The sequence below is a fragment of the Secundilactobacillus pentosiphilus genome, from assembly GCF_002217985.1.
Classification (GTDB): Bacteria; Bacillota; Bacilli; order Lactobacillales; family Lactobacillaceae; genus Secundilactobacillus; species Secundilactobacillus pentosiphilus.
This window is the reverse complement of the sequence record NZ_BCMI01000017.1, coordinates 1-13751: the sequence shown is the minus strand read 5'-3', so window position 1 is coordinate 13751 and position 13751 is coordinate 1. Positions and strand designations below refer to the sequence as shown.

6 protein-coding genes are annotated in these 13751 nt (G+C 45.4%); 5 read left to right on the top strand and 1 reads right to left on the bottom strand.

The window, feature by feature from the left end; translation table 11 throughout:
- Positions 1 to 34: 34 nt before the first annotated feature.
- The 5 genes from CES81_RS08730 to CES81_RS08710 all read left to right on the top strand — a co-directional run bounded on the left by CES81_RS08730 (position 35) and on the right by CES81_RS08710 (position 12276).
- Positions 35 to 8365, top strand: a complete 8331-nt coding sequence (locus CES81_RS08730) for an MBG domain-containing protein (RefSeq protein WP_089121478.1) — start codon at positions 35 to 37, stop codon at positions 8363 to 8365.
- A gap of 405 nt (positions 8366 to 8770) precedes the next feature.
- Complete coding sequence (locus tag CES81_RS08725; protein ID WP_089121445.1) at positions 8771 to 10162, top strand: helix-turn-helix domain-containing protein; 1392 nt, start codon at positions 8771 to 8773, stop codon at positions 10160 to 10162.
- A gap of 316 nt (positions 10163 to 10478) precedes the next feature.
- Positions 10479 to 11240 (top strand): MucBP domain-containing protein, encoded by a 762-nt coding sequence (locus CES81_RS08720; RefSeq protein WP_089121444.1) that lies wholly within the window; start codon positions 10479 to 10481, stop codon positions 11238 to 11240.
- Between the two features lie 13 nt (positions 11241 to 11253).
- On the top strand, positions 11254 to 11502 hold the full coding sequence (locus CES81_RS08715) for a hypothetical protein (RefSeq protein ID WP_089121443.1): 249 nt from the start codon (positions 11254 to 11256) through the stop codon (positions 11500 to 11502).
- A gap of 315 nt (positions 11503 to 11817) precedes the next feature.
- Positions 11818 to 12276 carry an alcohol dehydrogenase gene (locus tag CES81_RS08710; RefSeq protein WP_089087502.1) on the top strand — a complete coding sequence of 153 codons (459 nt, stop codon included), beginning with the start codon at positions 11818 to 11820 and terminating at the stop codon, positions 12274 to 12276.
- A 157-nt stretch (positions 12277 to 12433) separates the two neighbouring features.
- On the opposite strand, the gene CES81_RS08705 is transcribed toward CES81_RS08710, so the two are convergent.
- On the bottom strand, positions 12434 to 13390 hold the full coding sequence (locus CES81_RS08705) for a hypothetical protein (RefSeq protein WP_089121442.1): 957 nt from the start codon (positions 13388 to 13390) through the stop codon (positions 12434 to 12436).
- Between the last annotated feature and the right edge of the window lie 361 nt (positions 13391 to 13751).

The following is a 13751-nucleotide window of genomic DNA, read 5'->3' as shown; positions in this document are numbered from 1 at the left end:
TGACAATTTAGGGAAATAGAGGGTGAAGTAAAAAATGAAACGTTACCGATACGATCAAATTGAAAAAGCTGAACCGAATGTGACCCGGTATAAGCTGTACAAAGCAAAAACAAAGTGGGTCATTCGGGGAGTCTCCAGTGTTGCGATTCTGTTTGGCATTCACGAAATGGGGGTCAATGGGGTCCCGCAAATTGTGAATCCACTCACCACAACAGTGCACGCTGACACGGTGGCTGACAATTCGACCAGTGATTTAAATGCTTTAACAGATGCAGGTACAACAGCAACTGATAGTAATACTGCGCAAGCAACAAATTCACCAGTAGCAACTACGGTGGCAACGCCGGTTAATCCTTTATTGGGTGTTCAAAATGAAGGCGTTAACGGGGTGTCACAAATTGCCAATCCATTGCCTGAAGCGGGCCTTAATCCTGCAGCAAGCAAATCGAACGACGGTGCAGTTGCAACGAGTGATCAGTCTACTGGAGTAGCAAACACACCAGCAAATAATGGTGCAGCAGCATCTTCTGATAACCAAGCAGCAGGTGCCAATGAAAATGCAGCTTCGACTGACAGCCAACAAGCAAGCGATGCTAACGGAAGTCAGAACACAACGTCGGCTAAGCAAGTCACCGATGCTGAAGAATTTGCAGCAAATCAGAAGCTTGATGCTAAAAACGAAAAATTGAATAAGGCTAATGTTAGTCAGAATGCAACGCAAGAAGCAAAGAAAGTTGCCGATGCACCATATGATGCAGAAAAAGCTAGCGTTCAACAGTCAGCTCAGAGCGTTTTAAACGATCTGCAAAAAGTTGCCGATGAAGCTAACAAGCAAGCGGCGGCTAATAATCAAGATCGTGATGTTAACGATGCAGCTTATGGTGCCCTGCAAGAACATATGGCACAAGAAGTGAACCAGATTAACGTTGCACTAACAGCACAATCAGATACGCTGCCGAAGGACATAACGACTGAATCATTAGGCCTGACACAAGCCAATAAGATTTTGACGAATATGCGTCAGGAATTAGACGTCGCTAAACAGATGATGGCTGCTGACCGAGCAGGTTTTGACTCTGAATTAGTTGAAACGGCTCAAAATGCATTGAAACAGGTAGTATTGCCACTAGGTACGAGTGCTGAGTTAGATGCATATGGTGATTTAATTGTTTCAGCGTCGAATGCCAATGATTACCAGTCTGTTGTCAATCAGTTGCAACAAAGTGGTTTGATTAGTAATTTCCGGTATGTAGTTGATCCAACTACTTTGAATTATGGATTAGCGGGATATTCACCAGAGGGTATCATATCAACTGCTAAATCAGCAGCTATGAGTGTCCTTACAAATATGAGCAATGATTTGAATATGACCACGGATCCCACCACGGTAACTTCAAGTCCACTTTATGATGCAAGCAACATCACAAACTATAATTTATTTGCTCCTTATATTAAAAATTTGCAGAACGTATACAATAATCCCAATAGTACAGCAACTCAAATTATTCAAGCAGCAGTCCTTGTTGGAGGAGCGTACTCCGCTTATATGAATTTTAATGGCGGTGGAATAATGAAGGGTGACGATCAGCAACAGGATTCTAAGGATCTATCAATCGCCCTTGTTTTGAACGTTGATGAAAATGGGAATCCCATCCTTGTCTCAGACTATGGAACTACTGCTGCTAAAGCAGGCAATGTAGTTAATGCTGCAGGAAAAGTGGTAGATCCAACAACCGGTGAGGTTACTCATGACTTTTTGTCACCAGTTGGAGATCCTAGTGGAAAAGGCGATGGTACTTATTACCTTGGTACCATTGGAAATACAATTCCTAATACAAGTAAGGATATAAAAGTTCCCAACTTTACCTATGTAAGTACGGAGGGACCTACTAAACTGGAAAGTATTGCGGGTGGTAAGACAATGCAAGTAGTTATTAACCACTGGACTAGCGGTTCTAAACCAACTACACCAACGACCACAGCCTTAAAAGCCACGGTAGGTGATGTCTCAAAGACATTTGATGGTAATACAACGTTTACCACTGTACCAACTGTTCAACTAAGTGGACTAACGGGAGTCAAGACGCCAACGTTTGCAACGAGTGATTTTGATTGGTCAAAGGTTCAAGCAGCTGCTGGTACTTATGCAGTTACCTTGAATGCAGCTGGTATTAAGAAAGTCACGGATGCCAACGCTAATACAACGTTAACAGCTGCCGACATTACAGCGGGCAAAGCAACAATCAAATCAGCAGCACCGAAGATTACTGCTTTGAAAGCCATAGTCGGTGACGTCTCAAAGACTTACGATGGTAGTGCAACATTTACTACTGTACCCACTGTTCAGTTGAGTGGACTAACGGGAGTCAAGACGCCAACGTTTGCAACGACTGATTTTGATTGGTCGAAAGTTCAAGCAGCTGCAGGAACTTATGCAGTTACGTTAAATGCAACTGGTATCAAGAAAGTCACGGATGCCAATGCTAATACAACGTTAACAGCTACCGACATTACAGCAGGTAAGGCCACGATCAAACCAGCAGCACCAAAGATTACCGCTTTGAAAGCCATAGTCGGTGACGTCTCAAAGACTTACGATGGTAATACAACCTTTACTACTGTACCAACTGTTCAGTTAAGTGGACTAACAGGAGTTAAGACACCAACCTTTGTGGCTAGTGATTTTGATTGGTCAAAGGTTCAGGCGGCCGCAGGTACTTATGCAATTACATTGAATGCAGCCGGTATCAAGAAAGTCACTGATGCTAATGCAAATACAACGTTGGCGGCTGCCGATGTTACAGCTGGTAAGGCAACAATTAAACCGGCAGCTCCTACGACTAAAGCACTGACTGCTACTGTTGGACCGGTTACTAAGACTTACGATGGTACAACAACATTTAGTAATTTACCATCGGTTACTTTAAGCGATAACGCAACTGTCCCAACATTGACAGCGACTGATTTTGATTGGAGCAAGGTAAGTAAAAACGCCGGTACGTATTCAGTAACACTGAATGCAGCCGGGATTAAAAAGATTACGGATGCTAACGCTAATACATCTTTAGCAACGAGTGCTATTACTGCTGGCAAAGCGGTGATTAACAAAGCTCCGATTACAATCACCGTTACAAGTCAGACTAAAAAGCAAGGGAATCCAGATCCAGAACTGAGTATTCTCTTTACTAACACACCATCAAATGGCGACAAATTAGTTTACACCGCAAGTCGAGAGCCTGGTGAAGAACCAGGTACCTATGCAATTAAAGTCGTCGCTTCGGCAACTGATAATCCAAATTATGACATTAAAATCAATAATGGTACGTTAACCATTACGGCTAAAGTAACGGCTTTGAAGGCTGCGGTCGGGAACGTTTCGAAGACTTACGATGGCACAACAACCTTTACAACTCTGCCAAAAGTGACGTTAAGTGGGCTTACTAATGCTGTTGTTCCAACCTTTACAGTTAGTGATTTTGATTGGTCGAATGTTCAACCAGCAGCTGGGACTTATTCAGTTACTTTGAACGCAGCCGGTATTAAGAAGATCACGGATGCTAACGCCAATACCACTTTAACCGCAGCTGATGTAACAGCTGGTAATGCTACAATTAACCCAGCAGCACCAACGATCACGGCATTGAAAGCTAAGGTTGGGGATGTTTCTAAGAATTACGATGGTAATACAACGTTTACTACTGTACCAAGTGTTCAGTTGAGCGGATTAACAGGAGTTAAGACGCCGACCTTTGTGACAACTGACTTCGATTGGTCACAGGTTCAAGCAACTGCAGGCACTTATGCGGTTACGTTGAATGCAGCCGGGATCAAGAAGGTCACGGATGCTAATGCTAATACGACCTTAGCAGCCACTGATGTAACGGCAGGTAAAGCTACCATTAACCCAGCAGCACCAACGACTATAGCATTGAAAGCTAAGGTTGGGGATGTCTCGAAGACTTACGATGGCACAAAGAACTTTACTAGTGTTCCAACAGTATCGTTGAGCGGCCTCACGAATGCAGTTACTCCAACCTTTACGGCTAGTGATTTTGATTGGTCGAACGTTCAAGCAGCGCCTGGTACTTATTCAGTGACCTTGAACGCAGCCGGGATTAAGAAGGTCACGGATGCTAATGCCAATACGACTTTAGCTGCAGCTGATGTAACAGCTGGTAAAGCTACAATCAATCCAGCAGCACCAACGATCACGGCACTGAAAGCTACGGTTGGCAACGTCTCAAAGATTTACGACGGTAATGCAACCTTTACCACTTTGCCAACAGTTAATTTGAGCGGGCTCACAAATGCTGTTGTCCCAACCTTCACGACCAGTGACTTTGATTGGTCGAACGTTCAAGCAGCGCCTGGTACTTATTCAGTGACCTTGAACGCAGCCGGAATCAAGAAGGTCACCGATGCTAACGCTAATACCACTTTAGCTGGAGCAGATGTAACGGCAGGTAAAGCCACGATCAATCCAGTAACTACGACTAAGACGGCCTTAACGGCTAAAGTTGGTGATGTTTCTAAAGATTATGACGGCACGGCAACCTTTACTACCGTACCAAACGTTACATTAGGTGGTCTGGCGAATGCAGTCGTACCGACCTTTACGACCAGTGATTTTGATTGGTCGAACGTTCAGCCAACGGCAGGTAGTTATTCAGTAACCTTGAATGCAGCTGGGATCAAGAAAGTCACAGATGCTAATGCCAATACCTCTTTGGCCGCAACTGATGTGACAGCAGGTAAAGCTACAATTAATCCGGCTTCACCGACAATCACAGCGTTGAAAGCTAAGGTTGGGGATGTCTCAAAGACTTACGACGGCACAAAGACCTTTACTAGTGTGCCAACAGTAACGTTGAGTGGTCTCACGAATGCCACAAAGCCAACCTTTACGGCCACTGATTTCGATTGGTCCAACGTCCAACCAGCAGTTGGTAACTATTCAGTAACACTGAATGCAGCCGGCATCAAGAAGATCACGGATGCCAATGCTAATACGAGTTTAGCAGCCGCTGATGTGACAGCAGGTAAAGCTACGATTAATCCAGTGGCCTTAACTGCGAAGGTTGCAAATATTTCAAAGGCTTACGATGGCACGAAGACCTTTACGACGATGCCAACAGTTACTTTGAATGGTCTCACGAATGCTGTTGTTCCAACCTTTACGGCCACTGACTTTGATTGGTCCAACGTCCAGCCAGCAGTCGGCAACTATTCAGTAACCTTGAATGCAGCTGGTATCAAGAAAGTCACGGATGCCAACGCTAATACGGCTTTAGCAGCCGCTGATGTGACAGCAGGTAAAGCTACGATTACGCCAGCGTCCTTAACGGCTAAAGTAGATGATGTCTCAAAGAATTACGATGGTACAGCGACATTTACGACGGTGCCAACGGTTACTTTGAGCGGTCTCACGACTACCACGGTACCAACCTTTACGGCCACTGACTTTGACTGGTCAAACGTCAAGCCGGATGCAGGCAGCTATTCAGTAACCTTGAATGCAGCTGGGATCAAGAAGATCACGGATGCTAACGCTAATACAACGTTGGCCGCTACCGGCGTAACAACAGGTAAGGCAGTGATTAATAAAGTAGCGGTCACGGTGACTGCTAACAATGCCAGCAAGCTAGCTGGTAATGCAGATCCAGCTTTGACTGCAACTGTTAGTGGCAATCCGGCTAACGGCGATCAGGTCAAGTACACGGTGAGTCGGGATGCTGGTGAAGCCGTTGGTACCTACACGATTCACGTGACGGCTAACGCTGCGGATAACCCGAACTATACGATTACTGCTGTAACGGGTCAATTTACAATTAATAAAGTTGCTGCAAAGGCAACGGTTGATAACGTGTCTAAGACTTACGATGGCACGACAACCTTTAATAAAGGGCCAGTTGTCAGCTTAGATCATGGCTTTACGGCCAGCGATTTAACCAATGCTGATTTTGACTGGAGCCAAGTTCAAGCAAATGCAGGCACGTACAGCGTGACACTTAACGCAACTGGGATTCAAAAGTTACTGAGTGATAATCCTGATATGACCTTGACAGCAGCGGATGTTACTGCCGGTCAAGTAACCATTAAGAAGGCAACGGTCACCGTAACTGCTAATGATGCTCACAAGGTAGCTGGCGATGCGGATCCAGCATTGACGGCAACGGTCGGTTCTAAGCCTGCTAAGGGTGCTGACGTGAACTACAAAGTTAGCCGGGCAGCCGGCGAAAACGTAGGGACTTATGCCATTACGGTAACGCCAACCACTAACTTGAATTACAACGTTGAAGTTAAGCCAGGTCAATTTACAATTACGCCGCAACCAGCCGATGTTGCAGTTGGTAACGTGACTAAGGCTTACGATGGGACGACAGGCTTCACCGATGTACCAGCTATCACGGTTACGGGCGCTAAAGAGGTTAAGCTGCCAACCTTAACCGCTAGTGATTTTGACTGGAGCAACGTTCAAGAAAACGTCGGCAGCTACCAAGTTTCACTGAATGATGCTGGTAAGGCTAAGTTGCAGCAACTGAACCCGAACATCAATATCAGTAAGGTGACAGCAGGAACGGCTACGATCACTCCAGCAAAAGTCACGTTACAAGCCAAGAATGCAACGAAGGTCTTTGGGACTAATGATCCAGCCTTTGATGCAACGGTAACGGGTCAACCTGCTAAGGGCGTCAAGGTCGCTTACAAGATCACCCGTGCTGCTGGTGAAAACGTTGGCAGTTATGATCTAACGGTAACGCCAACTGCTGAAAGCAACGGTAACTATCAGGTCACGGTAACCAAGGGCGGCCAGCTGACCATTAAGCCAGCAGCAACCACGGCTGTGATCAGTACGGTTCACAAGACTTACGACGGCACCACGGCAAAGCCGAGTGAAGCATTGACCGTCACCTTAGCAAACGGCACGGTGATTGATAACTTGCCAACCAGTGACTTTGACTGGTCTGCAGTGGGTGCCAATGCCGGTGACTACGCCGTTTCGTTGAACGCGCAGGGTCTGCAAGCAATTGAGCAGCAACAGCCAAACTACACGTTGACGGCTAAAGACGTTCAGGCTGGGCACGTCATTGTTGATCCAGCACCGGTATCGATTACTGCACCGACGATTACGAAAGACTATGACAAACAGGGCTACACTGGTGATTTGAAAGCAACTGTCACTGGACAGCCAGCAGATGGTGTTGACCTGAAGTACAGCCTGACGGACTTGAGCGCTGACGCTAACATTGGGGTATACCCAATCAACGTCATCTTAGGGACGAACAGCAACTATGACGTGAAGGTCACGACTGGTAAGTTAACCGTCAAAGCAAATAACTTTGCACTGACAACCAATTACGTAGATGCCAAGAATAATCAGTTAGCAGCGCCAACGAGTACTAAGAACCATAACTTGGGTGATGCTTACAAGACTGAAGCAAAGGCGATCACAGGGTATTACTTGACGGCTGAACCGGCTAACGCAGCTGGGACATTTGCTGGTAATACCACGGTTAACTACGTTTATGCACCGGTTGGAAGTGCAATCATCACGATGCCAAATGGTGAACAAACCAAGATTGCTTACAAAGTTGATGGCACTGATTTGACTAAAGTGAGTGTTCAAACTGGTCAAGTTGTGCCTTATGTAAATGGCTACACGGCATTTGCCGTTAACGGCGGGGCCAAGACCGCACTGACACCGGTAAACGTTAAGGATGTAACTGCCGGGTATCAACTGCCAGCACTGCCAAAGGATCCGTCACAAGATACGGTTATCACCTACGTTGCGGAGACGTCAACGAACGGCGGTAATGTCACTGGCGGGACGACTTCTGGTGAACCAACCGGTAATGGTGCAACGACCAATACTGGCACAACACCAACGGGGAGTTCAGCAAACCAGAACGGCACTTTACCAACGGTGAAAACCGATAACCAGTCTGGCGAAACTGAGACGATGCCAAACAGCACCAATCATGCTAACAGTTCTAGTTCAGAGCCAGGCAGCCAGTCAACGGGAACCGCAGAAACGATGAGCGCTAGTCAAAACGCTGGTCAAGCCACGAATGGTGCTGCAGCAAACGAAGCACAAGGAACAACCGAAAATGCCAATGTTGCTGCTAACAACCAGCAGGCACCATCTGTCAGCGGCAATGCTTCAGCTAACAGCCAGCAGGCAGCTCCTGAAGCTGTGAACACGACTAACAAGGGTGAGGCAACGCAGCAGAAGCAGACGATTGCTAAGAAGACGCTGCCGCAAACTGGTGAGACTGCTAAGCCATCATTTGCAAGTGAAGTTGGTGTCATGCTGCTAGGTCTGTTTGGCCTGTTTGGCACTAGCAAGAAGAAACGGCATGAATAATGAAACGATGATTAACTCGTGCCCGTGCGCTTTCGAGTAGTTAGCGCACAGCGGTCAAGGGGCGACTACCTCCTCTGATATTCTTCCCTTGATCGTCTCGATTGGAAACTGCCTATTTCCAATCGAACATATTTGCAGCACCTGTGCACTTTCGAGAAGTTAGTGCACAGTGATCCTAGGGGAGAGGACTGACCCCCTCACATCCCCTTCGACCAAGCGACTAGAAACCTTGTACTTCCAGTCGCCAGTATCATCAATATCCGTGTGCCTGCAAGCGTAAGCACACATCGACCCTGGACTTCTATCCCCCCTCGGTCGACCAGCCGGGAACCCCCATTCGTCCCGGCTGCTACATAATGAGCACCATTTGGTCTTAAAACCACGTATGAAAGAGGCGAATCATCAATGTTTGTTGACTTACTATTGACAAGTCCAGAACAGCGGCAACTCAAACTCTTGTCAGCGATTCGAATTCGACAGCGCATCGAGTTTACTGAGCTTTCCAAGTTATTGGGATGGCCGTATGTGTCGACGCAGCAGGTGTATCGCCGGGTCGTTGCTAACTACCAGATTATTTCGGGGGAGAAACTCTCGAAAGACAAGCTGGTCAAGAAGTGCGACTGGGTCAACCTGCAGCTCACGCAGTATTTGATTCGGCACTCTGTCGGCTACTTGTGCCTCACCGCGGCAGTGCGCAAAGAACCCAAGACTGTCCTGAACATGGGGGCACAAACGGTTTCTAATCGGCTGAAACCGATTGTCAACTGGCTTAAGCAGCGCCATTTGGACTATAACCGTCAAACAAACGAGATCACCGGCGACGAACGCCTCATTCGCCTCTTTGGGTGGCAGCTTTTCAGATTGGGCGGTAGTAAGATTGAGCTTACGAGCGAAGAAGTCCCGTACTACGAATCCTTGAAAAAATTGCTGCCAGAACAGCAGACGGTGACCGTGGCACTCAGCGACTACTTGAAAGTAACGGCTATTCGTTTAGCTCAGTACAACTATGTCAGCAAAAAAAGCGATCATTTCAAGATGGTGGAAAAAGACGAAATTTTAAACAACGTTAATCTGCCAGAGCAAAATAGTGAAATTAAGTATAATTTGGTTGAAGTTTATTGGCTGCAGTACATGGTAACTTATAGCCCGTACTTCGTGGACACCAGTCATACCAAGCTGGTGAAGCCCAAGGAACGCGCCGTATTGCCGTACTTGATTCAACTGATCGTTAAAACCGTGATTACGCGGCTGCGGATCTACCGTTCACCGCTGTACTTTGAGCAGTTAGATGAGTTTTTAATGGAGAGCGTTCAGTTTGCGCTCCTCTTGCATCAGCCCGTGATGTTCTTAGATCAAGAACCCATGCACAAACCCATTGCTAAATTGAGCAAAATCATTCATCATCTGTCAAAAGACATTCCGGAGTTGGCACCCGAAGCAGACCTAATCGTGTCCGTGCTGTCCGATGCCTTAAACCGGTTCATCCCGCGGCAGCAAGTCGACGTGGGCTACCCGGCATTCTTCGACGACTATGTGGTGGGGATTCTTCAGCAGCGGCTGATGACGCAGTTTATGTCGATTGATTGGCATTTGAACAGCTTACCCGTCACGACTGAAGTCACGACACCGACATTTAGAATTATTATTCAACCGGAACAGCCTTCCGACAATCAGTACTACTGGTTACCGTGGCTGAGTGTCAGCCAAAATATTCAGTTTTTGATACAGAAAATGAAGTGCTGGATCAACCAGAATATTTTGGCGGATAATGCGCTGATGCCGATCCCGATGGGGTAGCGCAGCGCTTATAATGACGATATGAATCACTAAATTTTAATTTAACAAATGAAGTACTTTTTGTTAATATTGTGCCAGAGATTAGCAAATTCTGATAGACTGATAGTGTTTTAGAGTAGACACTTTTGGTCTGTCTGAAGCGTTGAAAAAAAGAGGCATGAAATTTGGTTCGCCTTTTTGTATAATTTAGAAAAAAGACGGGATACTTTTTATATCTATAAATAGATATTCGCGCATCAGTTCAGTAGAATGAATATTGTAGAAGAAAAGAACCTCCTTGCCTACTACTCTTGGTTTGAATTTTAGGAGATGCGAAATGCCTGGTACAAAGCCGATGTTTCAAAACAGTCAAAACTTTGCGGAAGTTTATTTTCAAACTGCAGCTGGGGTTGAATTAAGGAATCCGTTAAAAATAGTGAGGCCAGTAGGTGAGTCTTATCAAGTTTCGGCGCCTGTTATCGAAGGTTATCTTTTGATTAGTCAGCCGGGGCCGAAAACCCGGATCATGGGCACCTCGCCTGCGTGGCTGAGGTTGATCTATGACCGGATCGGTTCCTTGCGAATCTATCAGGGTCTTGACGATATTATCGGTGAAGGCATCAAGTTGAAAAACGGCGCTCAGCCAGAACAGGTGGCGCCGGTGACCTTACCCGCAGCACCCAGTAAATTCTACTTTCAAGTTGACGAAACGGGGATCGGCGAGCAGGTTAAAAACCTCAGCGCTTTCGTACCGCAAGAACCGACGAAACAGACGTCATTGCTGTGTTTATCGGCAGACGATATTCACGAGCTGAAAGCGACGGATCTGGATCTGGCGAACGTTTTCAAGCTGGACGGGATCGAAGCCGCGTCTGATAAGTGTGCAGCGGCTACTGGGCAAGCTTCGGATAAGGAACGCCAAGATAAAACAAATGCGTTACAAAACCAGTCTCTTTGTTTGCTGGAACACGCGTTGATCGAAGTTTCAAAAGCGATCGTTTGTTTAAGCGAGGATCAGGATCGTAATCGAGAACTGATCGACGGGTTAGTCATGAACGAACGGCAAATGTTAGAGGCCATTAAAACATTGATCAAATAGGGGGAGTATGATTATGGAACTTAATTTAATTGATTTAGGCGGTTTTGTTAAACAAGGGCAAAAGGTCTTAGCGGATACGGACGAGAAGTACATCAGCAGGACCGAGTTTGATCACAAACTGATTCTTGTCGTTAACGTGCAAAAGCAAAATCAACAGGTTAAAATTCAGTCAAACTTTGAATGGGAAAAAGTCGGTGACAAGTGGCGGCCAAACGTTGATAAACCAAACGAAAATTTTGTGGATCCCTTAGCAAAGAAGTGATGATACACCAAAAAAGCGTTGCACTTTTGGATAAAAATGCAACGCTTTTTTATTGCGTTAAGCGGCAAATTTGTCGCCGTGAGAGAAACGCTTTAAAACAGTGACGGGGTTTTTCATCAGCTTACAGGACTGATACTTTCAATCCTAAGTTTTTAAGGAATCTTCAAAAACTCAGGAAAATTTATTCATAAGCTTCTAGTACCGCCTTCATAAATATTTAATAATTATGGTATAGCCAGTAGGTTTTAAAAAATTGAATCATCGGGAGAATGGTGCAATTTACTGGCTGATTTTATTTCTTTGGAGGTGGCGATGATGAGTCGTCTAAAAGATCTGACGGGTCAACGATTCGGCCGACTGACCGTACTTCAACGTGAGGGTCAGTCGAAAAATGGGAACGCGAAATGGCTATGCAAGTGTGATTGTGGTAATTTGAGGGTTGTTGACGGGTACGGTCTGCGGACGGGACAAACGGTCAGTTGCGGGTGTTACCGTCGTGAACAGGCTCGCAAAAACATTCTCAATAAGCCGGTGCTTACGCAAAACATTGGGAACTGGCACATTCTTGAGAAGACGTGGCACCCAACTAGCGAAGATCTGCGGGCGAATAACCGTAGTGGGATCACGGGTGTGAGCTACGACCGGAATCAAAAGCGCTGGGTAGCACGGTTGTTTTTCCACGGCAGATACGTCTTAAACACGATGTATGACCGTAAAGAAAGTGCGATTCAGGCAAGAAAAGATGCTGAAGAAAGATATTTAAAGGTTAAGTGAGACGGTTGCTGGCTTGATTTTAGCTGGTAACCCGCAAACAGCAATAGTGAGGGAACTTTGGTGGGGGAAACAATTCGTTTGAATTGGCCCCATTTTTTTGTTGGGCAATAAAAAAATGTTGATGATTTCTCATCAACATGGTGAAGTGCTGTTTGATTTACTCGAGTTCTTCGTTTTGTTTTTCAACCCTTAAGGCACGCACTTTCTGGTATTTAATCTGATTGATAGTGTCCGTAAGCGTTTCCCAATCATCGTGCGACGGCGGGTTATGCCAGATGACTTGCTGCTGTTTGACGGAAGAAGTTAAGAAGTCTGACAAGTAAATATCGGTTTGAGCGGATAAATTACGGGTCAGGACAAAATTCGCGTTGTGCGATTCCTGCAATGTTTTAATGATATAGTCCGTATAGAGCGGGCCAAGCGAGAAATCGACGCAGATGTAAATCTTGAACTTTTGCAATTTTTGGGGAATGCAATTAATAAAAGTAAACATATAATCAAGGTAAAGATTGGCCGACTCTTGCCGGCTGAGATTCAAATCGTTTCGTTGGTTTAAGGTCGTCATAAAGTCGTTAATAATGGTGTGAAAAACCGGGTATGATTCCTTGAAAAGCTTAATTTTACTGAACCGGATGAAAGTGGTGGGTTCAACGTAAAAAGTCGTAAATTTCAAGTGGACGGCGTTTAACGTCTGCCTTAATTTAGGGATGTCGAGCCGTTCAACCTCAATCAGCCGACTAGCCGCTTGAAGTGACTCGATCAACTGATCGGTTAATTCATAGGCCATTGAAAAGTGCTGATCATCTAATATTTCTTGAATTCCGGGCAGGTACTGCTGGGTGACTAAAAAGGTGTACAGGTAATTCAGTTCGTTGTCGGGCAGATCAAGGTTAAAAGCATTTTTGACGGATGCCGCAATACTTTTTAAGTGCTGCTTGATCTCCGGTGAGAGGTTCTCCTCCGGGATGATGGCTTCTTTCAGCGGGCACTTATTCATAACACGAAGGACCCAGATTTTGATAAAGATTTCTAATTTCACTTTTTGAACGGGTTTAATGATGAAGTTGAACTGTGATTGGATATTAACGATTAGATTATTAACTTTGACGTCCATTTTGGGGAAGGGACTCGCAATGCCATTAAAAATGGTATAAAAAAACTCAAATACTCTAAGTCGAGTAACGTACTCAGGGGATTTGACGAGACTTGGGGATCTGTAGAAATCAGATTGATTCAAGATATCACGCAATTCAAGCTGACCAGCGTAAAATTTGGTTTTGCTGACAAAATTTCGCTTACGAAATGACTCTTTTGATTCGTTATTGGACGTTAAAATGTCATATGAAAAAAGGGCAAAAAGAGACGACCGCTTTTGACGTGTACCCCCAAAGTTGGAAACAACTTTGGGGGTATTTCTATGACTAAAATTTCCTGGGATACTAAAATTATAGCTATTAAAGCATATTTAACAGGGA

Coding starts and splice junctions, on each gene's coding strand:
- CES81_RS08705 (WP_089121442.1), bottom strand. CDS start 13,390: ATGGACGTCAAAGTTAATAATCTAATCGTTAATATCCAATCACAGTTC.
- CES81_RS08730 (WP_089121478.1), top strand. CDS start 35: ATGAAACGTTACCGATACGATCAAATTGAAAAAGCTGAACCGAATGTG.
- CES81_RS08715 (WP_089121443.1), top strand. CDS start 11,254: ATGGAACTTAATTTAATTGATTTAGGCGGTTTTGTTAAACAAGGGCAA.
- CES81_RS08725 (WP_089121445.1), top strand. CDS start 8,771: ATGTTTGTTGACTTACTATTGACAAGTCCAGAACAGCGGCAACTCAAA.
- CES81_RS08710 (WP_089087502.1), top strand. CDS start 11,818: ATGAGTCGTCTAAAAGATCTGACGGGTCAACGATTCGGCCGACTGACC.
- CES81_RS08720 (WP_089121444.1), top strand. CDS start 10,479: ATGCCTGGTACAAAGCCGATGTTTCAAAACAGTCAAAACTTTGCGGAA.